The following is a 21,646-nucleotide window of genomic DNA, read 5'->3' on the forward strand; positions in this document are numbered from 1 at the left end:
AGCTGCTTGCCTTGATCAGTGCTGGTGACCGTGCGCCCCATGCACGTGCCGGTGGGCAATTTCTTCCGCACTCGCTGCGCGCACTGCCGTGACCTTGCAGCTGAAGGTGAGCGCCTGGCCCGCCAGCGGGTGGTTGCCGTCCAGGTGCACTTCGGGGCCCTTGATCTTGACCACGTTGAAGAACGCGGGCTGGCCGTCGGTGCCCACGCCTTGCAACTGGCCGCCGACTTTCACGCCCGGGGGAAACTCGCTCTTGGGGATGGTGCGCACCAGGCCTTCGTCGCGCACCCCGAAGGCGTCTTCCACCGCCAGTTGCAGCGTGGTGGTGAAGCCGACGGTCTGGCCTTCAAGCGCAGCTTCGACCTTGGGAAAGATGTTCTCGTAACCGCCGTGCAGGTAGGCCAGGCTGCCGCCGTCGAGCGGCTTGCCTTCGGGCGTGGTCACCTTGTAGGTGATGGTGACGGCGGAGTCTTTGGTGATGGTGGTGCTCATGGCTGGGCTTGCGCTTTCATCTTGTGGTCAAAGGGCGCGGCGCAGCGCGATGCCTGTGGGCCCGAGCCCTGGCAGCGCTGCGCGCATCGAAAGCCTGGATTGTCCACGAGCTGCCCGGCGCCGGCCGGGCCGCCCCGGCGACCCCACCGGGCGAAGGTGTTCAGCCCTGCACCACTGCAGCCGCCTCGGCCGGGCGCTCTTCCTCGGCCTGGCCGGGGTACCGCGCAAACCGCCGCGCCTCGGTGCCATGCACCGGGTCCTGCGCATCCCAGGGCCAGCCGCCGAACTGGGTGCGGCGGTAGTCGTTCATGGCCTGCATGATCTCGGCCTGGGTGTTCATCACAAACGGGCCGTACTGCGCCACAGGCTCGCCGATGGGGCGGCCCTGCAGCACCAGGCATTCCACGGTGGTGGGCCCCGTGTTGGTCAGCAGCCAGTCCTCTTGCGGGCGCACCTGCAGCGCGGCGTGGCGGTCCACGTCCTGCGGGCCGATGCGCAGGCTGTCGCCGACAAAGAAGTACAGCATGCGCTGCGTGCCTTCGCCTTGCGCGGCGGGCAGGGTCCATTCGGCGCCCGGGTCCATGCGCAGCGTCCAGATGGCCACATCGCCCTCGGGCTGCGAGGCCCAGGATTCGGGCGGCGGCGACAGCGGATCCGGCGCGCCCGGCAGCGCACCTGCCACCACGGTGACGGTGGTGGCGCGGCCTGCGGCGTCGTTGTGCACTAGGCGCGGGATGCGCTCGTTCCACAGCATGGTGAAGTGCGGGTCCACCATCTTGTTGCGGGCGGGCAGGTTCAGCCAGATCTGGAACAGCTCGAGTGGGTTGGGCTCGGTGGCGTTGAGCAGCGGGAACATTTCGGAATGCACGATGCCCTTGCCCGCCGTGACCCACTGCACATCGCCGCCGCCAAAGCGCGCAGCCGCGCCCAGCGAGTCGGAGTGGTCAATGAGGCCCTTGCGCACCAGCGTCACCGTCTCGAAACCGCGGTGCGGGTGGCCCGGAAAGCCCGGCACGGTGTCACCGTGGTACATGCTCCAGCCGTCCTTGCGGCTGAAGTCGCTGCCTATCTGGCGATCGTCCAGCGGTACGGCCGGGGCAAAGGCGCCGTTGCCTGCCGGGTAGGCATCGTCGTGGTGGGCACAAAAAAGAAATGGGTCCATGGTGGGCCACTGCGGGCCGAGCAGCTGGGCGCGCACGATGGGCACCAGGGTGGCGGTTTCAGCAGTAGCAGCAGGTGTGGACGACGACATACGAAGGCTCCTCGTGTGGTGCACCGCCACTATCGGGCGGTATGCCTGTTGAATATGGAGCCAATGGTGCCTGAGCAAAAGTGCGGCCGGTAGAACAGTGCGGTGCGGCAGGCAGGACAGTGGGGGGCTCTGCGTCGCCTGTTCTGCCACAGAAACTTAGGAAATTCGGCTCCAGCGCTTGCCTGATAAACGCTGATAGCTATAGTTTTGATACTGATGCACCTATCGCGATCCTCGCGCTTCTCACCATGCCTCGGGCCCCACGGATTCTTTGTGAAGCGCTCGCGCGGGAGCGGCGGTGAAGACGGAGGGCGAGCGAGTGCGCACAAGCGGCGTTGGAACTCGGTGCGATGCGCATTCTTCGCAAGCATTCCGCGATCAATCGATTGGATTGCGGTAGTCCGCAGGGGCGAAGTTCTGGCAGGTCATTGGGGCTATCTCTACCATTGAGACAAGCGTTTGCGAGACCGGTGGCTGGGCGTTAAATCGGGCGCTTACGGTCCGGAACGGAAATTGGCAAGACGGTGCTAACGTCAATTCCATGCTTGAGGACTATTTCTCCCTTCAATTGAAATTTGCCATGTGCTACGCGGTAAATGCGGCAGTGCCTGTCGACGTCGCCATTGACCGTTGTACCAACTTGCGACGCAGGCTGAATCTGTGGGGGGACACTGGCGCGAGTAGGTGGGCTCTTTTTCTGGACAGGGTAAAAAGCGCAGTCGATGACCATGCCGAGCAAGTCGCTTTATGTGCCGAGTTCCAACGACCTCTTTCCTACGTCGAAGTCAAACGGTCGTTCGGCTGTTTCTCCTACGATCCGCCCGATGCACACGGTACCTTGCGCATCCACTTTGTTGCGCCAGATGGAATCAGTTCCAGTCCGCTGGCTATCGAGAATTCCAGTGCGAGGAGGGCCGAATTACAAGATCTGATTTCGTATGTTCAGCGCACCGAGCTAAGCGTTACGACCGTGCGCGGCGTTTCTTGGCTCTACAACCTGCAGGCATACAGGCGACTCTTTCCAGCGGCCTACAGCGCTTCGGTTCAGTCCGCACGGTTTCCTTTGCACTTGAACGGCAGTTCAACCTGGGGCCAGGTACTGAACTGGCGGCAGGAGGTGAAACCGGCTGTACGAGATCAATTGTTAGTTCGCCTCCGTGACATGGAGGTCGCAACTCCTTGGCTGGTCTTTCCGCTCCAAGCTTTGGTCGCTACAAGCCAGATTGAGGTGTTTTATGACCAGCTCACATGAAGCTTGTCAAATTTCGGACCGTGCCCTTTGCAACCCCACGCATGCGCCGTAAGCAGCGTAGCAGGCTAACAGCGTGCAAGTTGCAATGGGACTTGCTACTGCCAGCCTCCGCTTTGCACCGAGAAGGCGAGCGCCAATCGCCACTCCGTGCGCGGGCGCAGGCTGCGCGAGGTCGACGGCCGCTCAAGCCTTCACTTCGACCACCGGCACGAACCCACCGAAGATCATGCGTTTGCCATCAAATGGCATGGGCGGGTTGCCGGGTGTGGACGGATCCATGCGCGGGTCTTCCATCATCTTCTTCATGCCCGCGTCGCGCGTGGCCTTGTCCGGCCATTCGACCCACGAAAAGGCCACTGTCTCTTCGGCCGTCGCCTGGACCGCGCGGCGGAAATCGGTGACTTTGCCGTCGGGGACGTCATCGCCCCAGCCCTCGATCACTCGGAGGGCGCCGAGCTCGAGGAATATTGGGTCGAGCTGGCGCGCGTGCTCAATGAACTTCTGCTTGTTGGCGGTGGGGACCGCGATCACGAAACCATCGATGTAGGACATGACTTGACTCCTGTGAGGTTGACTATTCGACGTGCCCAACTGTGGGCGTCTCTCGTTCACTCGACCCAGCGGACCGGGGCCCGCTCGGCCGTCACTTGCGGCGATAGGTCGCCTGCATCATCTGCGACCAGCTCCCATCCGGCTGTTGGCTGAAGGAGGTCAGGGTGCGTTCGTTAGCACTCAGCAGCGTGATCACGTCGCGGTAGCGGGCCGTCTTGCCATCGCCCTTGAAGCTGGGGCCTTCCGTCTCCAGCGTCAACACCTTCTGGTCGGCGTCGAGCATGCCGCGGTAGATCCACATGTGGGTCATCATGGAGCCCACCCAGGTGCCCAGAAACTCGTTTTTCTCCGGGTCGTAGCCCAGCGTCATCTGCATGCTGGCCTGGCCACCGCCGGGCATGGTGCCGCTGCCATCGAGGACCACCCACAGGTCGCCCAGCGCGCGCCCGTGTTCGGCGCCTACGGATTGTTCACCCGGCTCGCCGGGGCCACCGTCGCAGGCCGAGGTGCTGGTCCAGTCGCCCAGCAGTTGGTGCAGCCAGCGGTGCTGGGCTTGGGGTTCGGCGTTCATCATGGCTTGTCTCCTTGTTGATCTTGTTGATGGGGGTGGTGCCTCATCTCAGGCCGCGCGGCCGTCGTAGTGGTGCACGGGCACGGCGTCCAGATCCACACCGGCCAGGCAGCGCAGGTTGACCGCCGCCACGCGGTTGCCTTTCGGGTCCACGCCTTCGCCAAACGGGTGGATGCCGCAGGTGGGGCAAAAGCGGTGCTGGATCACGTGTTTGTGAAAGGTGTACGTGGCGGCATCGGCCTCGGGCGTGGTCAGCCGCAGCGCGTCGCGCGGCACAAACCACAGCAGCGACCCGCGCCGGCCGCACATGCTGCAGTTGCAGGCCAGGCCGCTGTCGATGGTGCCTTCGACTTCAAACGCCACCTTGCCGCAATGGCAGCTTCCTTGGTATCGCATGGCGCTCATTCCGGCGCCACCACCATCCACGACACGCCAAAGCGGTCGGCCACCATGCCGAAGGCGCGCGAGAAGAAGGTCTTGCCCAGCGGCATCTGCACCTGGCCGCCATCGGCCAGCGCGTCAAACAGGCGCTTGGCCTCGGCTTCGTCCGCAGGGCTGAGCGCCAGCGAGATGCCCTCGAACCTGGGCTTGCCCGACCCCATGCCATCCGACGCCATGAGCTGCGTGTCACCCACAGTGAACGCCGCGTGCATGACCATCTCGGGCGTGGGCCCCGGGCCGCCGCCTTCGGCGCAGCCTTGGCCTGCCGCGGGCTCGGGGTTGTCCTTGTAGCGCATGAGCATGGTGACTTGTGCGCCCAGGGCACTGCGGTAGAAGCCGAGGGCCTCTTCACAGCGGCCTTCAAACATCAGGTAGGACTCAACTTTCATGGGGGTCTCCTTGGGGGATAGGGGTCTCGAAATAAAGGGTTGGCGCACAATTGTGAACACCGTCCACAAACAATACCAAAGATAATGGACAGTGTCCACATCCCGTCCCACCATGTCCGTAACCACTCGCAACACGCCCGCCTCCACCAGCCCTCCTGCCGCCCGCAGCACCTACCGCCACGGGGACCTGCGCCGTGCGCTGCTCGACGCCGGCATCGAACTGGCCCGCCAGGGCGGCCCCGATGCGGTGGTGCTGCGCGAGGCCACGCGCCGCGCGGGCGTGGCCCCCAACGCCGCCTACCGCCACTTTGCCAACCGCGACGACTTGCTGGGCGCCGTGCGCGCCGCCGCCGTGGCGGCGGTGGCCGAAGCCATGGAGGCCGAACTGACCCAGGTGCCCGCCACGGGCACGCCCACCGAGCAGGCCCACGCCAAGGTGCGCGCCGTGGGCGCCGGCTACCTGCGTTTTGCGCACGCCGAGACGGGGCTGTTTCGCACCGCGTTTGGCGGCCGCTTTACTGTGGAGCAGCAACCGGACCCGGCCATGGGCGGCGCTACGGGGCTCAACCCTTTTCAGCACCTGAGCGCGGCGCTCGACGACCTCGTCACCGCCGGCGCGTTGCCGGCCGAGCGCCGCCCGGGCGCCGAGTACCTGGCGTGGTCCACCGTGCACGGCATGGCGCTACTCGCCATCGACGGCCCGCTGCGCGGCAGCCCGGAGCCGATGATGGCAGCGCTGGGGCAGCGGCTGCTGGACATGGTGGCGCGGGGGCTGTAGCGCAGTTGCCCCCGGGGGCTGCGCACTTCACAGCACCCGGGAGAGACACCATCCCATCCCGCGCAGCCAAGCCAGCGGCACACAGCGCCACAGCGGCGCCCATGTGGACAGCGGAATGCGCCCCCGCACGACCACGCCGTAGTCGAGCGATGGAGGGTGGGGGAAGTAATCGGGCTTGCAGGCGACGACGGTGCGAAAGCCCTTGCGCCAGTAGTAGCGCAGCTGCGGGTCCTGCGGCACGCCCCTGCGCAGCGTGCGCACGTAGGACTGCACACAACCCTGGGGCTCGCGTTCACGCCACCGTGCCAACCCGGGCACGGGCGAGCCCAGGTAGATCTGGCGCCACCCGGCCTTGAGCGCCTGGGGCCAGAAGAATGCAAACATGGCATCCACCGCGTCGGGGCTGATGCTGCTCAGGCTGATGCCGAAAAGGTCGCGGCACGGGGTGGCCCTGCCGCCCTGGTCTGCGCGGCTGCCGCCGGCCACCTCGGCGCAATCGGCCCAGGTGCGGGCGCTGTGCAGTTGCACTTCAGAGATGGGCTTGAGGAACAGTGAAGCGAGGGCCGCGCCTGTGTGGCCACAAAACGCGCCTAGGCACAGATGCGGGTTCGCCAGCAGCCGCTGCGCCATTGCGTCGGCACTGGCGGCCTGGCCTTCGCTCCACTTGGTGTGTTCCAGCACCAGCAGGCGCGGGATGTCTTGGGCTTGCAGCAGCCGGACTACCAAGCGCCCAGTGCGCGGCGCCGGGGCAAGCCAGCGCAGGGGCAGGCCGTAGCCGCACCACCGCACCGCCATGCGTGCCAGGCTCCCGCCGTGCCGCAGCCCAAAACCGGCCGCAGACCGCATGGCACTGCTCCAGGTCAGCCGCCCGTGCGCGCGGTCGGTGGCAAAGAAGCTTGCGATGTGCCGCCCCACGTCGGCCAGCAGGATCAGCGACGCCAGCCCGTACAGCACCACCCGGCGTGCGTAGCCCATCTGGCCCACCGCCCCAAGCAGGCGCAGCGCCACGCCGTGGTGCGCCACCTCTTCGGTGCAGTGCCAACGCCACAGGGTGGCTTGGCGCGAGCCGTCGTCCACCAGCCAGCCGGCCAGTGCCTGGCGGGAGACCAGCGCAGTGAGGAATTCCAGCGCCGCGGCCAGCGCCAGGCGCTCTTGCCAGCCCAGGGTGCAGTCAAGGCGATCGACCGCGCGCTCTATGCGCGCCTCCAGCGCCGCGGCCTCATAGCCCTGCTGCGCCAACTGCGCGTTGTACTGGCGGTGGGCGCGCTGGTGCGCACGCTCTTCACGCACGAACTGCACCACCTCGTCCCGCAGCGGGGTGCCTAAGGGGAGGTGTGCCGCAGCGTCTTCCATCGCGCGGACCACAAACTGCTCGCCCGCGGGCAACAGCAGCGAAAACGCATTGAACAGATACGACCCGAACGGCGTCCGATTCCAGAACCGCTCAGGCTCCCCGGGCATGCCCGCTTCCAGTGTCTCCATCGCCGTTGCCGCCCTCTGTCAAAGACGCCGAAGCTACTGGTGCGACGTGTCGCGCATGTGACACATCAAGGTCACCTGGAGTTGGCGTACCGGGGTTGCAAGCCATCCGGGCCAGCCGTCAATTTGACCAAATTTCGCATCAAACAACGCCCTGGCGCTTGTCTGTATTGCACTGGTAGCTATGACTTGTATAGCAACCGTTCAGCTACACACTAGCCCATACAACCGCGCCGTCTCCCGCAGCCGCGCCACCAGCGCCCGCCGCAGGGCCGCGGGCCGCAGCACCTCTACCTGCGGCGACAGGCGCATCAGCTGCCCACAGGCGTGCTCGACGGACTCGATCGGCATGTCCACCCGCAACCGCCCATCCGCGCGGCGCACGGGTTGGGCGCGGGCCTGTGCCACCGCCCGGGCCACAGTGCTGCTCAGCCCGCGCAGCGCCTGCAAGCCTGCGGGCGTGGCCAGCACCTGGGCGGTGCCGGTGTACAGGCTTGTCTCAAAGCGCCGGATGGACTGTGCCCAGTACCCCGGCAGATCAAACCGCGCGGGGCGGCGCACGGGCAGGTCGGTGGGCTGCGCGGCCAGGATGTTGGAGACGCGGTAGGTGCGCGGGCCGCCGTCGCCCTTGCTCACGTTGCTGCTGCCGGTTTTCCCGCCACCTTGGCCGGACCTCGCTCCGTCGCCCGCCCCCTTGTCCGCAGGCAGCGCCACTAGGTACCACACGCCTGCCTTGAGTACCAGGCCCAGCGGGCTCACGGTGCGCTCCACGGTGTCGGCCCAGCTCTCGTAGCGCAGGGTGACCTGGAGCCCGCTCCACACCGCGGCCGCCACCGTGGGCAAGTGGGGCGTGGGGTCGCTTTCGCGGTACCAGTCCACGGGGTCGAGGTGCAGCCGCGCGCTCACGCGCTGGGCGTCTTCGCGCCACGACGCGGGCAGGGAGGCCAGCAACTTCAGCCGCGCGCCCTCCACGTCACCGCCCAGGCCCAGGTCTTGCGCAGGGCCGGGCAGGCCGCTCAGGAAGACGGCCTGCGCCTCGGACGGCGTGAGCCCGGTGAGCGTGGTCTTCCAGCCCGGCAGCAGCGCAAAACCGCCGTGGCGCCCGCGCTCGGCGTAGATGGGCACGCCGGCCGCGCTCAGCTGGTCCACATCGCGGTAGAGCGTGCGCACCGAAATCTCCAGCGCATCGGCCAGCACCTGCGCGCTCATGCGGCCCTGGGTCTCAAGCAGCATTTGAAGGGAGAGCAGGCGACTGGCGCGCATGGGAGGTGGGTGGAGCGTTTACGTGGAGAAGCGAGTTTGCTGAAGATATCTTAAATACCTGCCACGCCTTGGCAGGTATTGCGGCGCAGACTGCAGGCGTCCCCCATCGATGAACGCCCACCGAGGAAACCCATGCACGACGACACCGCCCTGGCCGCTCCGCCCGCCACCACCCACGCCACCACCCACGCCACATCCCCCGCCGCGTCGCACCCCACCGCGCTGGATGCCGCCGCACCCGCTACAGCCATACCCAGCGCAAGCCCACCCTCCGCAGAAGACTGCGCCGTGGTCGAGCTGCGCCAGTACACGCTGCACCCGCACCAGCGCGATGTGCTGATCGACCTGTTCGACCGCGAATTTGTCGAGTCCCAGGAGGCCCACGGCCTGCGCGTGCTGGGCCAGTTCCGCGACCTGGACCGGCCGGACCTGTTCGTGTGGCTGCGCGGATTTGCCGACATGGAATCCCGCCGCCGCGCGCTCGAAGGCTTCTACGGCGGGCCCACCTGGGCCGCGCACCGCAACGCCGCCAACGCAACGATGATCGACTCGGGCAACGTGCTGCTGCTGCGCCCCGCGTGGCCCGGCGCCGCCGCCGCACTGCCCCAGCACCCCCGCCCCGCCCCGGGCGCCAGCGGCGCGGCGCCGGGCGTGCTGGCCGCCACCGTCTTCTACCTGCGCGAGGCCGCCACGCCTGCGCTGCTGGATTTTTGCCGCCACCGCATGGCACCCACGCTGCAGCGCGGTGGCGCGCGCCAGGTGGCCTGGTACTGCACCGAGACCAGCGCCAACACCTTCCCGCGGCTGCCGGTGCGCGAAGGCGAACACGTGCTGTTGGGCCTGGCCCTGTTCGGCCGCGAGGCGGCACTCGACGCCTTTGCCACCAGCACCGCGTGGGCGCGCGGCGTAGCGACCGACCTCAGCCCCTGGCTGGCGCGCGAGCCCGAAACCCACCGCCTGCAGCCCACGGCGCGCTCGGCCTGGCACGCCTGAGGTGGCGGCCTGAGCGACCCCATTTATGGACACCTGCGCATGACCCCATCGCTCTCCACCTCGCCTGCGCTGCTGCTCTACGGCAACGAGGATTCGGGCCACTCGTACAAGGTCCGCTTGCTGCTGTTGCTGTCGCACGTGCCCCACCGCTACCAGCCGATTGCGCTCGACATTCCCCGCGCCGAACGGCCCGCTGACTTTGTGGCCGCCAGCCGGTTCGGCGAGGTACCGGTGCTCATCGACGGCGGCGTGGCCCTGTGCCAATCCAATGCGGTCTTGCTGCATGTAGCGCAGCGGACGGGCGCTTTTGGCGGGACACCGGACGAGCACAGTGCCGTTCTGGAATGGCTGTTCTGGGAGGCCAACCGCATCGGCTTCAGCGTGCCCAACCTGCGTTTTTCACTCCGTTGGGCGCCCCAGCCCGCCGAGGTTCTGGCGTACCTCCGGGCGCGGGTTCTGGCGGATCTGCAGACGCTGGACGAGACGCTGGCGCGCACCGAGTTTCTGTTGCCCTCTGGCCCGACCATTGCGGACATCGCCTGCGCGGGCTACCTCTTCTGGCTGGACCAGGCCGGCATTGCTGCGCCCGATTTTTCGAACGTGGCGCGGTGGCTGAAGTCCTTGAGCGCACTGCCAGGCTGGGACCACCCGGACAAGGCCCTCGCGGCGCCTTGAACCAGGCCCCAACAGCAGTCCATCGCCATGCCGACTCCGACGCAGCCATCACCCAAATTTCCAACCCCAACCCGCCATTACCATGACCTCCACTCCCACCGCAGTTCCACCCCCCAACCTCGCCACGTCCGCCACCGGCCCCACCGGCGCCCGCGACTTCGACTTCCTCATGGGCCCCTGGCATATCCGCAACACGCGCCTGGTGCAGCGGCTGGCCGGCTGCACCGAATGGGAGACCTTTGATGCCACGGGCTATGCACGGCCGCTGCCCGGCGGCATTGGCAACTACGACGATTTCATTGCCGCCGCCTGGAAGCCAGGGTATGTGGGCATGTCGCTGCGCGTGTTCAGCCCGGCTGCGCAGCGCTGGAGCATCTACTGGCTGGACAACGCCACGGGCGGCGTGGACGCGGCCACGGGCTTGCTGCAGCCGCCGGTGGTGGGCGGTTTTGCGGACGGCAAGGGCATCTTCAACGGCCGCGATGTGCTGGGCGGCCGGCCGATCCTGGTGCAGTTTGAGTGGTCGCTGATGCACACCGGCGCGCCACGCTGGCAGCAGTCGTTTTCGGCCGACGAGGGCCACACGTGGGAGATGAACTGGGTGATGGAGTTTTCGCGCCCGGTGTGACCGGCACTCCGCCGGCGTCCTGGTGCCAGGAGGCTCGGCAAGGCCGGCGCCGGTGCATGCAAGCAGCCGGCCGCGATAGAGGCTCCGTCCGACAGCGCACTCGCCAACAAACTCCAAAAATGGGCCGCTGATCCTCCCGGACCGGCCGGGCGGCGCCCCCGATGGAGACCCGCATGCACACTTACGCACCGCCCTCTTCGCCTCCTGCCGGCGGGCAGGCACTGACAGACGCTATGGCGCCTCCCCCGCCGGCCCAGCTCGTGCGCCTGCGGGTCAACGGAGAGCACCGCACGCTGCAAATCGAACCCTGGGTGAGCCTGCTCGATGTGCTGCGCGACCGGCTCAACCTCACCGGCACCAAAAAAGGCTGCGACCACGGCCAATGTGGCGCGTGCACGGTGCTCATCGATGGCGAGCGCATGCTGTCGTGCCTGACGCTGGGGGTGATGCGTGACGGCTGCGAGGTGACTACGGTCGAGGGGCTCGCCCACCTGCACGCCACCACCGTGGAGGATGAGAGCACTGCGCGCGATGTGGCCATGCCAGCGGACACGGCGCAGGGCGTGTTGCAGGCCCCGCAGGAGCGGCATGAAGTGCACGCGCTGCACCCGTTGCAAAAAGCGTTCATGCAGCACGACGCGTTCCAGTGCGGCTACTGCACACCCGGGCAGCTGTGTTCTGCGGTGGGCCTGATCCGCGAAGGTGAAGCCCAGACGGTGGACGAAGTGCGTGAGCTGATGAGCGGCAACCTGTGCCGCTGCGGCGCCTACCCGCTGATCACTGCGGCGGTGTGCCAGGTGGCGCTGGGCCTGCAGGGCGATGCAGCCGCGTCGCGCACGGCGCACGAACCCGTCGTGACGGGAACGGTGCCGGCATGAACCCGTTCCACTTCCACACCGCCACCTCGGTCCAGTCGGCCATTGCCGCGGTGGGCATGGCCAGCCCGCTGCCCCCGTCCACCACCGCTGCGGGCAACGCCCGGCTGGTGGCGGGCGGCACGAACCTGCTGGACCTGATGAAGGAAAACGTGATGCGGCCCGCGACGCTGGTCGACATCAACCGCCTGGACCTGGCCATGATCGAAGAGCTTCCCGACGGCGGGCTGCGCCTGGGCGCCCTGGCGCGCAATGCCGCCACGGCCTACCACCCGCTGGTGCGCAGCCGCTACCCGCTGCTGTCGTCCGCGATCCTGGCCGGCGCGTCGCCGCAGATCCGCAACATGGCCAGCAATGGCGGCAACCTGCTGCAGCGCACGCGCTGCGTGTACTTCTACGACACGGCCACGCCGTGCAACAAGCGCGAGCCCGGCAGTGGCTGCTCGGCCGTGGGCAACATGGCGCGCCAGCACGCCATCCTGGGCGCCAGCGCCCACTGCATCGCCGTGCATCCCTCCGACATGTGCGTAGCGTTGGCCGCGCTGGAGGCGGTGGTGCATGTGCAAGGCCCCGACACCCCGCGGACGATCGCATTCAGCGATTTCCACCGCCTGCCCGGCGACCAACCCGACCTGGACACCGTGCTGCGCCCCGACGAACTGATCACCCACATCGACCTGCCCGCGCCGGGCGGCTTTGCCAGCCACTCTGTCTACCTCAAGCTGCGCGAGCGCGCGTCGTATGCCTTTGCCCTCACCTCGGTAGCTGCCGCGCTGGAGCTCGATGGCGAAGGACGGATTGGCCGCGCGCGCATCGCCCTGGGGGGCGTGGCGCACAAGCCCTGGCGGCGCCCCGAAGCAGAAGCCCTGCTGGAAGGCCAGGCCCCGGGCACGGACGTGTTCGCAGCCGCTGCGGCGCAGGTGCTGGAAGGCGCGGTGCCACAGGGCACGGGCCTGGGCCACAACGGGTTCAAGATCCCGCTGGCACGCCGCGCCATCGTGCGGGCGCTGACCACGGCCGCAGCCGGCACGGTGTCCAACGTGCGGCCGATCAAGATGTCTCCCACGCCGTCCGGAGCTGCAGCATGAACCCCTACTTCCATTCTGTAGAGCCGGTGCAGCCCATCGCACCGCCCGGCACCGGCCCGGTGGCGCTGGGCGACGCGCTGCCCCGCATCGATGGTGTGGCCAAGGTCACGGGCCAGGCCCGCTATGCGGCCGAGTACCCCACGGCCGACCTGGTGTGGGGCGTGGTGGTCAGCAGCACCGTGGCACGGGGCCGCATCACGGCCATCGACCTGATGAAGGCGCGGGCTGTGCCGGGCGTGCTCGACGTCCTCACGCACGAGAACCGGCCCCACATCCGCAAGATGGACCTGTTCTACAAGGACATGACGGCGCCCGCGGGTTCGCCTTTCAAGCCGCTGGCGAGCGACGAAGTGCTCTACAGCGGCCAGCCGGTGGCGCTGGTGCTCGCAGAGAGTTTCGAGGCAGCCCGGTACGCCGCCTCGCTGGTGCGCCTGCACTACGAAACGGTGCCCCACGAGACCAACCTCGTGGCCCATCTGGACCGCGCCAAGGAGCCGTCCACGCTCAAGGCGGGCTACTCGCCGCCGCCCAAACCCACGGGCGATGCCGACGGTGCCTTTGCGCAGGCCGCCGTCAAGGTGGATTCGGAGTTCTACAGCGGCGTGGAGCACCACAACCCCCTGGAGATGCATGCCAGCACCGTCATCCTGGGGGACGACGGGCACCTGACCATCTACGACAAGACCCAGGGATCGCAGAACTGCCGCTGGGTGGTTTCGCGCGTGTTCGGTCTGGGCAAACGCAAGGTCACGGTGAAGAACCCGTTTGTGGGCGGTGCGTTCGGCTCGGGGCTCAGGCCGCAATACAACCTCATCCTCGCGGTGATGGCCACGCTGCACCTCAAGCGCTCGGTGCGCGTGGTGCTCACGCGCCAGCAGATGTTCACCTTTGGCCACCGGCCCGAAACCTGGCAGCGCGTGAAGCTGGGCGCAGCGCCCGACGGCACCCTGCAAAGCGTGGTGCACGAGGCCATCGCAGAGACCTCGCGTGCCGAGGACTACTGCGAGGTGGTGGTGAACTGGTCCGGCCAGCTGTATCACTGCCCCAATGTGCGGCTCGACTACAAGCTGGTGGAGCTGGACCACTTCACGCCCATGGACATGCGTGCGCCCGGCGCGGCCCACGGCGTGCATGCGCTGGAGGTGGCGATGGACGAACTGGCCTGCGCGCTGGCGATGGACCCGCTGGCCCTGCGCCTGAAAAACTATGCCGAGCGCGACGCTGCCAAGGACCTGCCCTATTCCACCAAGGAGCTGCGCGCCTGCTACCAGCAGGCGGCCGAGCGGTTTGGCTGGGCAGCGCGCAACCCCGAGCCGCGCAGCATGCGCGAGGGCCACGAGCTGATCGGCTGGGGCATGGCCACGGGCCAGTGGGACGCGATGCAGATGTTTGCCCGCGCGCAGGCCGTGCTGCATGCCGACGGCCGGCTGGAGGTGGCGAGCGCCGCCACCGACATTGGCACCGGCACGTACACGGTAATGGCGATGATCGCGGCGGCGGCCATGGGACTGCCGCTGGAGCAGGTCACGTTCCGCTTGGGCGATTCGCGCCTGCCGGTGGCGCCGATCGAAGGGGGCTCGTCGCACGTGGCTACCGTGGGCTCGGCCGTGCAAGGCGTGTGTGAGAAGCTGCAAAAACAGCTCTGGAAGCTGGCCCGCGCCCTGCCCGGCTCGCCCCTGGCCGGCTCGCGGCTTGGGCAGGTGGAGTTTGTGGGCGGCGGCATCCAGCTGCGCGATGTGCCCGCGTCGCACATGCCTCTGACACAGGTGATGGCGGCGGCCGGGCACGAGCGCATCGAGGACAAGTACCTGATGCTGCCCCACATCCTCACGCAAAAAAAATACGTGCGGGCCACCCATTCGGCGGTGTTCTGCGAGGTGCGGGTGGATGAGGAATTTGGCACCGTGCGTGTCACGCGCGTGGTGAGCGCGGTGGCTGCCGGCCGCATCCTGAGCGCGCAGACCGCACGCAGCCAGATCGTGGGCGGCATCGTGTGGGGCATCAGCCAGGCCCTGCACGAAGAAACCCTGTGCGACCACACCCAGGGCCGGTTCATGAACCACAACCTCGGTGAATACCACGTGCCGGTGAACGCCGACATCCACGACATTGATGTCATCTTTGTGGAGGAAGACGACCGCATCGTGAGCCGCCTGGGCGCCAAGGGCGTGGGCGAGATCGGGATCGTGGGCGTGGCGGCGGCCGTCAGCAATGCCATCTACCACGCCACGGGCCGGCGCCTGCGCTCCACCCCCATGACCCCGGACAAGGTAATGGCGCCAGGCGATGGTTGGGCGGCGGGCGATACGGCAGTGCTGCCAGTGGCCGCGCGGGGTGTGTGAAAAAGCGGCCCCGTGCCGCTTTTTTCGCCCTGTGCCGCAATTGTGGGAAGGCGACGCTGATCTACACCTGCGTGTCGATCATCTTCTCGCCGCGGCCAAGCGGGTCCAGCGTCACCTCGAGCCGGGGCGCATCGGCCAGGTCAGGCCGCTCGGTGCCGCCCAGGTCTTCGAGTGCGGTGAACTGGCCGTCCAGGAACAGAAAGCTGGTCGTCTGCGCGATGTGCGCCAGCGCCTCTTGCGCATCGGCAAAGCCGCTGCCCGTGGCCTTGTCGCCGTCGAGCAGATAGGAATACGTGCCGCCCTGCCCGTCGGGCTTGAGGCGGCCCAGGTCCACCAGCTTTTGTTTGACGTTGCTGGCGTACACCCGGCCCTGGAGTGCGTACAGCACAAAGGGCACGCCCGCGGGCGCCGAGGCGGCTTCAGCCGTGGCGGTGTCAGCCACGGAAGAAGATGGCGAAGAGGAAGGGGCAGAACTGTTCATAAGAAAACTCCTTGCTATGGACGGCGGCGGGCAGCCCACACGCCGACTACGAGCCCGGCCACGCCCAGCGCGGCGACCAGGCCCACGCTGTGGCGCTGCGCGCGGCGCTGGCCGCCATCGATGCTGGTGCCGCGCGAGGGCACAAAAAGGTTGCCATCGCTCTCGGGCACGGGGCGTGCGCTGCGCAGCGCGCGTTCGGTCACCCAGCGCATCACGGCGCCCAGGCGCTGCGGTGCGATGGCATGGACCAGGCGGCCGGGTGCCGCAGCCGCGCCCAGCCAGGTCACGGCGCGGGGCCGGTCGGCCAGGGCGGCCACGGCGTTGGCCACACGTTCAGGGTCCAGCAGCGGGATGCGCGGCTGCAGGTTGCGGCCGGTGTAGTTAGCGCCGTGCGAAAGCCCGGGCGAATCGACAAACGTCGGCGCCACATCGCACACATGGACCTCTGGCAGGTGGGACACCTCGGCGCGCAGCGCTTCGGACAAGCCCCGCAGCCCGAACTTGCTGGCGGTGTACGCCGCCGCGTAGGGCGAGGGCACCCAGCCGCCGGCCGAAATCATGTTGATGAGCGTGCCCCGGCCGCGTTCGCGAAAGTGGCGCAGCGCCACATGCGCGCCATGCAGGTGGCCGAGCAGGTTCGCCTCGACCACGCGGCGGTGCGCGGCCAGCGGCGTCTGGTCAAACCGTCCCACGGCGCCCACACCCACGCCGTTCACCCATACGTCGATGCGGCCGTAGTGGCGCAGGGCGGTATCGGCCAGGCGCGCCACCGCGTCGGCATCGGTCACATCGGTGGGGACGCCCAGGGCTGCCGTGGCGCCGGCCTCGCGGCAGGCCATGGCCACGGGGGCCAGGGTGTCGGCATTGCGCGCCGCCAGCACCAGGCGTGCGCCGCGGCGTGCAAACGCCAGCGCGGTGGCGTGGCCGATGCCGCTGGAGGCGCCGGTGATGACCACCACCTGCGCGGAGCCGGTGCTGGGTGACGCAGCATGGGGCGGAGGATCTGAGGAAGAGGACGAAGCAGATTTCGACAAAAAAGCCATGGATTCGATCGAAGGGAAAACGCAGGTTGCAGTGGCCGGCCCACCGGGCCGCGGCCCCGGGGCGGGGCCGGCAGGGCTGGCCGGCGTGTGGGAGCTTGGCCACGCCCTGTCCCGGTTGTAGTCCGCCTGTGCCGCCGGGGGTGTAGGACGGCGGCCAGAAGCCGGCCCGGAGCCCGTGCCACCGCGCGCGGCGCCGTGCGCAGTCTGATTTCAAGCAAAAATGGCCGCCAGCGCTTTATCCATATAGGTTTTGTGCTACATATTGAATAGCAAACCTTTTCAAGCCGCTTTTTGCTCCGCTTCTTTCGGGAAATCCGTCGACGCCGCCAGCACACGCCACTGCGCGGTTTCCTTCTCCACAAAGACGTGTTTGTCGGCGATGGTCTGCAGCGTGTCCGTGCCCAGTGGCAGGCGCAGCGGCGGGGTGGCGCTGGCGGCGAGCTGCATCACGGCCTGGGCCAGGCGCACGGGGTCACCGGGCTGGTTCAGGTTGATGCGGCGCGCGGCCTCGCGCACGGCGCCGGCGGTGGGCGCGTAGTCGTCCAGCACGCGGGGCGATACGGCCAGCGATGCCCCATCCAGGAACTCGGTGCGAAAGTAACCCGGCTCCACCACCGTGGTGTGGATGCCCAGCGGCGCCAGCTCGGCATGCAGGGCTTCGCTGATGCCTTCCACCGCGAACTTGGTGGAGCAGTACAGGCCAAAACCTGCGGCCGACTGCACCCCGCCCAGCGACGAAATGTTGATCACATGGCCCGAGCGCTGCGCGCGCATCGCGGGCAGCACCGCACGCGTCACGTGCAGCAGGCCGAACACGTTGGTGTCGTACAGGCGCCGCACCTCGTCGGCCGTGGCCTCCTCCACCGCGCCCAGCAGGCCGTAGCCCGCGTTGTTGACCAGCACGTCGATGCGGCCAAAGCGGTCGAGCGCAGCACCCACAACATTGCGTGCCTGGGCTTCGTCGGTCACGTCGAGCGCCAGGGGCAACAGCGCCTTCTGTACGCCAAAGCGCTTTTCGATGGACGCGGCATCGCGGGCCGTGGCGACTACCACATCGCCCTGCGCGAGCGCGGCCTCGGCAATGCGTGCGCCGATGCCGCGCGAGGCGCCGGTGATCAGCCAGACGCGGGATGACGTGGATGGTGAGGAAGTGGGCAAAGAAGAAACAGCAGCAGTCATGGTGAATCCTTGAGGCAGGTCGATGGCAAATGGATAGACGGATGGATGGGCCTGGCAGGGCTGCGAAGGCAGCGCCAGTCCGGTGCCCATGGCGGTGAAATGTAGGCACCCTATTGGCATGCGACTAGCCCATAATTGGTGGATTCATTCGCAAGCACAGCTTGTCAATCCCCCAAGCCCCCCACCATGGCCATCAATGAACTGCGCGCCATCGCCAACTTTGTCAAAGCGGCCGAACTGGGCAGCCTGCGCCAGGCCGCGGGCGCGCAAGGCATCACGCCCCAGGCGTCCAGCCAGCTGCTGGTGCAGCTCGAATCGCACCTGGGCGTGCGGCTGTTTCACCGCACCACGCGCAGCCTGAGCCTGACCGAAGAGGGGCAGCAGTTTCTGGTCTCGGCCCAGCCCGGCCTGGCCACGCTGCAGCAGGCGGTGCACGGCGCACGGCGCGGGCGTGAGGAGATGGCGGGGCCGCTGCGCATCGTGGCGCCACGCTCCATCCTGCTCGAGGTGATCTGGCCCGTGCTCGACGAGTTCTGCCGCCGCCACCCGCGGGTTGAGCCGGACGTGCAGCTCGACGACCGCATCGGCAACTGGGTGGAAGACCGCGTGGACGTGGGCTTTCGGTCGGGCTACCCGCCCGAGGGCGGCGTGGTGGCGCGGCGGCTGCTCACGCTGCAGCTGCTGGTGTGCGCCGCGCCGGCCTACATCGCGCGGCACGGCGCGCCCGCCACGATCGAAGAGCTGGCCCAGCACCGCTGCACGGGCTTTCGCCATGCGGCCACGGGCAAGTCGATGCCCTGGGAGTTTCAGGTGGGGGACGACATCGTGGCGCACAACATTGCCCCGGCCTTTTGCACCAACGACATCGAGGCCGAAGCCCGCGCCGTGGTGGGCGGCCACGCGGTGGGCCAGCTGATCGGCATCACCGCCGCGCCGCTGGTGCGCAGCGGGCAGCTGGTGCCGCTGCTCACGCAGCACGTGGCCGAGCACTTGGCGCTGTACGTGTACTACGGCAGCCGCACCGCGCAGCCGGCGCGGGTGCGGGCGTTCATCGACCTGGCGGTGGAGATGGTGGCCAACAACCCGGCGTACACGCTGGCGCCGCACGAGCTTGCGGCTGCGGCAGCAGGCACCAAGCGGCGCCCGCGCCGCAGTAGCACGGCGGCCAGCAAGGCGCGCTGAGGCCACGCGTGGCCGCAGGCGGCCCGCAGTGGATCAGGCCGCAAACCCGCCGTCGATGAGCAAACTCGCGCCCGTCACCATGTCCGACTCCGGCCCGGCCAGATAGGCCACCATGCCCGCGATCTCGTCGGGGTGTGCATGCCGAGACAGCGCCATCATCGAATGCATGTTGCCTGCCAGCGGGCCGTGGGCGGGGTTCATGTCGGTGTCGACCGGGCCGGGCTGCACGTTGTTCACGGTGATGCCGCGCGGCCCCAGGTCGCGCGCCAGGCCCTTGGTCAGGCCGACGATGGCGGCCTTGCTCATGGCATACACGCTAAAGCCCGCCCATGGCACGCGGTCCGAATTGGTGCTGCCCATGTTGATGACGCGGCCGTAGGCGCCGCCCTGGCCCATGTGGCGCACGGCGGCCTGCGTGGCGACGAACACGCCACGCACGTTGACGGCCACCGTGCGGTCGAAGTCGGCCAGCGCATAGCTTTCAAAATCGCCCGCCACCGCGACACCTGCGTTGTTGACGAGGATGTCCAGGCGCCCGAACGCGCTGGCTGCAGCATCGATGGCGGCCTGGACCGCAGCGGCATCGGTGCTGTCGGCGCGGATCGCCAGCGCGCGGCCACCGTCTGCTTCGATGGCTGCGGCCAGCTCCTTGGCCGGTGCATCGGAGCTGCTGTAGGTGAACGCCACGGCAGCGCCGTCGCGCGCCAGGCGCCGTACGATGGCGACGCCAATGCCGCGTGCGCCGCCGGTGACAAACGCGGCCTTGCCGGCGAGCTGGCCGCTGGCGGGGTGGGAAGAAGGGGTCACGGAAACGCTGGTCATGGGGCTCTCCACAAGGTGTTGAAAAAGCGAAGCAAAAGACGACAACACCTGCAGTGTCGAAAAACTATTGCATTGGCGGTAGCCATGAATCGGCTGTGGCGCTTACAACCCTGGGTTGAAAATACAAGGCGCCACAATCGCCCGCATGCAGCCCCTCAGCCACCTCGAATCATTCGTGAAGTCCGCCGAGTCCGGCAGCTTTTCTGCCGCCGCGCGGCTCATGGGCCTGACGCCCGCAGCGGTCAGCAAGAACGTTGCGCGGCTGGAGGCGGGGCTGGGAGTGCGGCTGTTTCAGCGCAGCACAAGACGCCTGGCGCTCACAGAAGGCGGGCAGCGCCTGCTCGCGCAGATCAGCGCGCCGCTGGTCGCACTGGCCGACGCGGTGGACCACGCGGCCGAGGCCGAGCAGCAGCCTGCGGGCACGCTCAAGGTGAGCATGGGCCAGGCGTTTGGCCGGGCCTACCTGGTGCCGCTGCTCGGTGAGTTTTTGCAGCGCTACCCGGACATCCAGCCCGACTGGCGTTTCGAGAACCGGCAGGTCGACCTGATCGCCGAGGGGTTTGACGCGGGCATTGGCGGCGGTGTGAACCTGCACCCGGACATGGTGGCGCGCACGCTGGGCCCGGTGCACCTGGTGGTGGTGGGCGCGCCCGCGCTGCTCCACGGCCGCAAGGCGCCGCGCCAGCCGGCGGACCTGGCGCAGTGGGACGGCATCGTGCGCCGCGCCATCCGCACCGGGCGCGTGCCGGTGACCACGCTGCGCAACAAGGCGGGCGATGCCGGCGTGGCCGAACTGCGCCCGCGCATCGTGTTTGACGACCCCGAGGCCATGTGCCAGGCCGCGCTGATGGGCCTGGGGCTGGCCGTGCTGCCCATGCCCTTTGTACAGCCCTGGCTCGCGCGCGGGGACCTGGTGCGCGTGTTGCCCGGCTGGTGGGTGGACAGGGGGCCGGGATCGATCTACTACCCGAGCAAGAAGCTGCTGCCCGCGCGCACCCGGGTGTTCGTCGACTTTGTGGTGGAGCAGTTTGCGCAGCGTGGCTATGCCGAGCGGGTGCGCGGCGACTGACGCGGTTGGGGCGAAATGGGCGTTGAAAGGCGTTGAGAGGCGTGGGGCGCGTGTCAGAACACCAGCGAGACCAGCAGCCACACCGCGCCACCGGCCAGCAGCGAAGCCAGCACCATCAGCGCGCCATCGCGCACCAGCAGCGCCAGCCCGATCAGCGCAATCGCGCCCATGGGCGCCGAACTGGCAAACGGAAACAGCTCCAGCGGCGGCACCAGCATCGCCAGCGCAATGCAGGCCAGCGCCGCCACACGCACGCCCACGCCCGAGGTGAGCGCACGCAGACGGCCGTGAAACCACCGGTCCACGCGCTCTGCCATGGGCCGCACGGCCGCCACCAGCCGCGTAAGCCGCGGCGCAGCCAGGCCCCGCCGCGCGACCCAACCGGGCATCCACAAGCGCCGGCGCCCCAACAGCATCTGCACCGCAAACAGCGCCACCAGCGCGGCCAGGGCCGTCGGCACGCCGGGCACGCCGCCGATGGGCGACAGCTCAATCAAGGCCGGCACGATGAGGAACGGCCCGTAGCTGCGCGTGCCCACGGCATCGACCATATCGGCCACGGCGACGCGGCTCTCTTGCTCTGCAAGTTCTTCAAACCGGTCGAGGATGTCGCCCAGGCTTTCCGGGCCGGGCACGTGGGAGGGCGTCATGCGGTGAGCATGCGCAGGCCGCAGTGGCGCCAGTGCCAGACAGGGGCGCATGGTGGTGTGGGAGGTGCTGGCGTCACAGTGCGCGTCCCGCTGATCGCCCCATCGCACAGTCACCCGCCATCTGTTCCTATCCCGTACCCGCACGCGCCG

The 21,646-nt window shown here is 68.2% G+C and carries 23 protein-coding genes; 10 read left to right on the forward strand and 13 right to left on the reverse strand.

The window, feature by feature from the left end:
• Positions 1 to 15: 15 nt before the first annotated feature.
• Together ACSQ3Q_RS23335 and ACSQ3Q_RS23340 are read right to left on the reverse strand one after the other, a co-directional pair.
• Positions 16 to 492, reverse strand: coding sequence for an FKBP-type peptidyl-prolyl cis-trans isomerase (locus ACSQ3Q_RS23335; protein WP_436136683.1), 477 nt, complete (start codon positions 490 to 492; stop codon positions 16 to 18).
• Positions 493 to 652: 160 nt separating this feature from the next.
• Positions 653 to 1,654, reverse strand: coding sequence for a pirin family protein (locus ACSQ3Q_RS23340; protein ID WP_436137062.1), 1,002 nt, complete (start codon positions 1,652 to 1,654; stop codon positions 653 to 655).
• Between the two features lie 631 nt (positions 1,655 to 2,285).
• Between ACSQ3Q_RS23340 and ACSQ3Q_RS23345 the strand changes: the two genes are divergently transcribed.
• The gene (locus tag ACSQ3Q_RS23345) at positions 2,286 to 2,996 is read left to right on the forward strand and encodes a hypothetical protein (RefSeq protein ID WP_436136684.1); all 711 of its coding nucleotides are present in this window, start codon (positions 2,286 to 2,288) and stop codon (positions 2,994 to 2,996) included.
• A gap of 183 nt (positions 2,997 to 3,179) precedes the next feature.
• Here the strand turns inward: ACSQ3Q_RS23345 and ACSQ3Q_RS23350 are convergent, their stop codons facing one another.
• The 4 genes from ACSQ3Q_RS23350 to ACSQ3Q_RS23365 all read right to left on the reverse strand — a co-directional run bounded on the left by ACSQ3Q_RS23350 (position 3,180) and on the right by ACSQ3Q_RS23365 (position 4,949).
• Positions 3,180 to 3,548, reverse strand: coding sequence for a DUF1428 domain-containing protein (locus ACSQ3Q_RS23350; protein ID WP_436136685.1), 369 nt, complete (start codon positions 3,546 to 3,548; stop codon positions 3,180 to 3,182).
• Positions 3,549 to 3,639: 91 nt separating this feature from the next.
• Positions 3,640 to 4,122, reverse strand: a complete 483-nt coding sequence (locus ACSQ3Q_RS23355; RefSeq protein WP_436136686.1) for a DUF1579 domain-containing protein — start codon at positions 4,120 to 4,122, stop codon at positions 3,640 to 3,642.
• Between the two features lie 45 nt (positions 4,123 to 4,167).
• On the reverse strand, positions 4,168 to 4,515 hold the full coding sequence (locus ACSQ3Q_RS23360; RefSeq protein WP_436136687.1) for a GFA family protein: 348 nt from the start codon (positions 4,513 to 4,515) through the stop codon (positions 4,168 to 4,170).
• Between the two features lie 5 nt (positions 4,516 to 4,520).
• The gene (locus ACSQ3Q_RS23365; protein WP_436136688.1) at positions 4,521 to 4,949 is read right to left on the reverse strand and encodes a VOC family protein; all 429 of its coding nucleotides are present in this window, start codon (positions 4,947 to 4,949) and stop codon (positions 4,521 to 4,523) included.
• Positions 4,950 to 5,061: 112 nt separating this feature from the next.
• Here ACSQ3Q_RS23365 and ACSQ3Q_RS23370 point away from each other — a divergent pair, with 112 nt between their 5' ends.
• The gene (locus ACSQ3Q_RS23370; protein WP_436136689.1) at positions 5,062 to 5,727 is read left to right on the forward strand and encodes a TetR/AcrR family transcriptional regulator; all 666 of its coding nucleotides are present in this window, start codon (positions 5,062 to 5,064) and stop codon (positions 5,725 to 5,727) included.
• 27 nt (positions 5,728 to 5,754) lie between these two features.
• On the opposite strand, the gene ACSQ3Q_RS23375 is transcribed toward ACSQ3Q_RS23370, so the two are convergent.
• Both ACSQ3Q_RS23375 and ACSQ3Q_RS23380 read right to left on the reverse strand, forming a co-directional pair.
• Positions 5,755 to 7,209 (reverse strand): metal-dependent hydrolase, encoded by a 1,455-nt coding sequence (locus ACSQ3Q_RS23375; RefSeq protein ID WP_436136690.1) that lies wholly within the window; start codon positions 7,207 to 7,209, stop codon positions 5,755 to 5,757.
• 201 nt (positions 7,210 to 7,410) lie between these two features.
• Positions 7,411 to 8,469, reverse strand: a complete 1,059-nt coding sequence (locus ACSQ3Q_RS23380) for a helix-turn-helix transcriptional regulator (RefSeq protein ID WP_436136691.1) — start codon at positions 8,467 to 8,469, stop codon at positions 7,411 to 7,413.
• Positions 8,470 to 8,601: 132 nt separating this feature from the next.
• Here ACSQ3Q_RS23380 and ACSQ3Q_RS23385 point away from each other — a divergent pair, with 132 nt between their 5' ends.
• From ACSQ3Q_RS23385 to ACSQ3Q_RS23410, 6 genes are all read left to right on the forward strand, one after another.
• A complete protein-coding gene (locus ACSQ3Q_RS23385; protein ID WP_436136692.1) occupies positions 8,602 to 9,462 on the forward strand; it encodes an NIPSNAP family protein in 861 nt (286 codons plus the stop codon).
• 39 nt (positions 9,463 to 9,501) lie between these two features.
• On the forward strand, positions 9,502 to 10,137 hold the full coding sequence (locus ACSQ3Q_RS23390) for a glutathione S-transferase family protein (protein ID WP_436136693.1): 636 nt from the start codon (positions 9,502 to 9,504) through the stop codon (positions 10,135 to 10,137).
• A gap of 82 nt (positions 10,138 to 10,219) precedes the next feature.
• On the forward strand, positions 10,220 to 10,765 hold the full coding sequence (locus ACSQ3Q_RS23395) for a hypothetical protein (protein ID WP_436136694.1): 546 nt from the start codon (positions 10,220 to 10,222) through the stop codon (positions 10,763 to 10,765).
• 233 nt (positions 10,766 to 10,998) lie between these two features.
• A complete protein-coding gene (locus ACSQ3Q_RS23400) occupies positions 10,999 to 11,643 on the forward strand; it encodes a (2Fe-2S)-binding protein (RefSeq protein ID WP_436137063.1) in 645 nt (214 codons plus the stop codon).
• Complete coding sequence (locus ACSQ3Q_RS23405; RefSeq protein WP_436136695.1) at positions 11,640 to 12,728, forward strand: FAD binding domain-containing protein; 1,089 nt, start codon at positions 11,640 to 11,642, stop codon at positions 12,726 to 12,728. Before ACSQ3Q_RS23400 ends, ACSQ3Q_RS23405 begins: the two co-directional genes overlap by 4 nt.
• Positions 12,725 to 15,070, forward strand: coding sequence for a xanthine dehydrogenase family protein molybdopterin-binding subunit (locus ACSQ3Q_RS23410; protein WP_436136696.1), 2,346 nt, complete (start codon positions 12,725 to 12,727; stop codon positions 15,068 to 15,070). The genes ACSQ3Q_RS23405 and ACSQ3Q_RS23410 overlap by 4 nt, the downstream gene beginning before the upstream one ends.
• 61 nt (positions 15,071 to 15,131) lie before the next feature.
• Here ACSQ3Q_RS23410 and ACSQ3Q_RS23415 read toward each other — a convergent pair whose 3' ends face one another.
• From ACSQ3Q_RS23415 to ACSQ3Q_RS23425, 3 genes are all read right to left on the reverse strand, one after another.
• Positions 15,132 to 15,551: a hypothetical protein gene (locus tag ACSQ3Q_RS23415; protein WP_436136697.1), complete on the reverse strand. Its 420-nt coding sequence runs from the start codon at positions 15,549 to 15,551 to the stop codon at positions 15,132 to 15,134.
• Positions 15,552 to 15,565: 14 nt separating this feature from the next.
• Positions 15,566 to 16,594 (reverse strand): SDR family oxidoreductase, encoded by a 1,029-nt coding sequence (locus ACSQ3Q_RS23420; protein ID WP_436136698.1) that lies wholly within the window; start codon positions 16,592 to 16,594, stop codon positions 15,566 to 15,568.
• Positions 16,595 to 16,873: 279 nt separating this feature from the next.
• Positions 16,874 to 17,773: an oxidoreductase gene (locus ACSQ3Q_RS23425; protein WP_436136699.1), complete on the reverse strand. Its 900-nt coding sequence runs from the start codon at positions 17,771 to 17,773 to the stop codon at positions 16,874 to 16,876.
• 186 nt (positions 17,774 to 17,959) lie between these two features.
• Between ACSQ3Q_RS23425 and ACSQ3Q_RS23430 the strand changes: the two genes are divergently transcribed.
• Complete coding sequence (locus ACSQ3Q_RS23430; RefSeq protein WP_436136700.1) at positions 17,960 to 18,955, forward strand: LysR family transcriptional regulator; 996 nt, start codon at positions 17,960 to 17,962, stop codon at positions 18,953 to 18,955.
• 33 nt (positions 18,956 to 18,988) lie between these two features.
• Here ACSQ3Q_RS23430 and ACSQ3Q_RS23435 read toward each other — a convergent pair whose 3' ends face one another.
• Positions 18,989 to 19,777, reverse strand: coding sequence for an SDR family oxidoreductase (locus ACSQ3Q_RS23435; RefSeq protein WP_436136701.1), 789 nt, complete (start codon positions 19,775 to 19,777; stop codon positions 18,989 to 18,991).
• Between the two features lie 145 nt (positions 19,778 to 19,922).
• On the opposite strand from ACSQ3Q_RS23435, the gene ACSQ3Q_RS23440 reads away from it, so the two are divergent.
• The gene (locus ACSQ3Q_RS23440) at positions 19,923 to 20,846 is read left to right on the forward strand and encodes a LysR family transcriptional regulator (RefSeq protein ID WP_436136702.1); all 924 of its coding nucleotides are present in this window, start codon (positions 19,923 to 19,925) and stop codon (positions 20,844 to 20,846) included.
• A gap of 53 nt (positions 20,847 to 20,899) precedes the next feature.
• Here ACSQ3Q_RS23440 and ACSQ3Q_RS23445 read toward each other — a convergent pair whose 3' ends face one another.
• Entirely contained in the window at positions 20,900 to 21,496 is a 597-nt protein-coding gene (locus tag ACSQ3Q_RS23445) for an exopolysaccharide biosynthesis protein (RefSeq protein ID WP_436136703.1), read from the reverse strand.
• Between the last annotated feature and the right edge of the window lie 150 nt (positions 21,497 to 21,646).

This window comes from Acidovorax sp. LjRoot129 (assembly GCF_964253765.1).
Classification (GTDB): Bacteria; Pseudomonadota; Gammaproteobacteria; order Burkholderiales; family Burkholderiaceae_C; genus Acidovorax.

Coding starts and splice junctions, on each gene's coding strand:
- ACSQ3Q_RS23405 (WP_436136695.1), top strand. CDS start 11,640: ATGAACCCGTTCCACTTCCACACCGCCACCTCGGTCCAGTCGGCCATT.
- ACSQ3Q_RS23390 (WP_436136693.1), top strand. CDS start 9,502: ATGACCCCATCGCTCTCCACCTCGCCTGCGCTGCTGCTCTACGGCAAC.
- ACSQ3Q_RS23440 (WP_436136702.1), top strand. CDS start 19,923: ATGCAGCCCCTCAGCCACCTCGAATCATTCGTGAAGTCCGCCGAGTCC.
- ACSQ3Q_RS23425 (WP_436136699.1), bottom strand. CDS start 17,773: ATGACTGCTGCTGTTTCTTCTTTGCCCACTTCCTCACCATCCACGTCA.
- ACSQ3Q_RS23430 (WP_436136700.1), top strand. CDS start 17,960: ATGGCCATCAATGAACTGCGCGCCATCGCCAACTTTGTCAAAGCGGCC.
- ACSQ3Q_RS23340 (WP_436137062.1), bottom strand. CDS start 1,654: ATGGACCCATTTCTTTTTTGTGCCCACCACGACGATGCCTACCCGGCA.
- ACSQ3Q_RS23350 (WP_436136685.1), bottom strand. CDS start 3,548: ATGTCCTACATCGATGGTTTCGTGATCGCGGTCCCCACCGCCAACAAG.
- ACSQ3Q_RS23335 (WP_436136683.1), bottom strand. CDS start 492: ATGAGCACCACCATCACCAAAGACTCCGCCGTCACCATCACCTACAAG.
- ACSQ3Q_RS23395 (WP_436136694.1), top strand. CDS start 10,220: ATGACCTCCACTCCCACCGCAGTTCCACCCCCCAACCTCGCCACGTCC.
- ACSQ3Q_RS23445 (WP_436136703.1), bottom strand. CDS start 21,496: ATGACGCCCTCCCACGTGCCCGGCCCGGAAAGCCTGGGCGACATCCTC.
- ACSQ3Q_RS23420 (WP_436136698.1), bottom strand. CDS start 16,594: ATGGCTTTTTTGTCGAAATCTGCTTCGTCCTCTTCCTCAGATCCTCCG.
- ACSQ3Q_RS23415 (WP_436136697.1), bottom strand. CDS start 15,551: ATGAACAGTTCTGCCCCTTCCTCTTCGCCATCTTCTTCCGTGGCTGAC.
- ACSQ3Q_RS23370 (WP_436136689.1), top strand. CDS start 5,062: ATGTCCGTAACCACTCGCAACACGCCCGCCTCCACCAGCCCTCCTGCC.
- ACSQ3Q_RS23365 (WP_436136688.1), bottom strand. CDS start 4,949: ATGAAAGTTGAGTCCTACCTGATGTTTGAAGGCCGCTGTGAAGAGGCC.
- ACSQ3Q_RS23345 (WP_436136684.1), top strand. CDS start 2,286: ATGCTTGAGGACTATTTCTCCCTTCAATTGAAATTTGCCATGTGCTAC.
- ACSQ3Q_RS23400 (WP_436137063.1), top strand. CDS start 10,999: ATGGCGCCTCCCCCGCCGGCCCAGCTCGTGCGCCTGCGGGTCAACGGA.
- ACSQ3Q_RS23355 (WP_436136686.1), bottom strand. CDS start 4,122: ATGATGAACGCCGAACCCCAAGCCCAGCACCGCTGGCTGCACCAACTG.
- ACSQ3Q_RS23410 (WP_436136696.1), top strand. CDS start 12,725: ATGAACCCCTACTTCCATTCTGTAGAGCCGGTGCAGCCCATCGCACCG.
- ACSQ3Q_RS23385 (WP_436136692.1), top strand. CDS start 8,602: ATGCACGACGACACCGCCCTGGCCGCTCCGCCCGCCACCACCCACGCC.
- ACSQ3Q_RS23375 (WP_436136690.1), bottom strand. CDS start 7,209: ATGGAGACACTGGAAGCGGGCATGCCCGGGGAGCCTGAGCGGTTCTGG.
- ACSQ3Q_RS23435 (WP_436136701.1), bottom strand. CDS start 19,777: ATGACCAGCGTTTCCGTGACCCCTTCTTCCCACCCCGCCAGCGGCCAG.
- ACSQ3Q_RS23380 (WP_436136691.1), bottom strand. CDS start 8,469: ATGCGCGCCAGTCGCCTGCTCTCCCTTCAAATGCTGCTTGAGACCCAG.
- ACSQ3Q_RS23360 (WP_436136687.1), bottom strand. CDS start 4,515: ATGCGATACCAAGGAAGCTGCCATTGCGGCAAGGTGGCGTTTGAAGTC.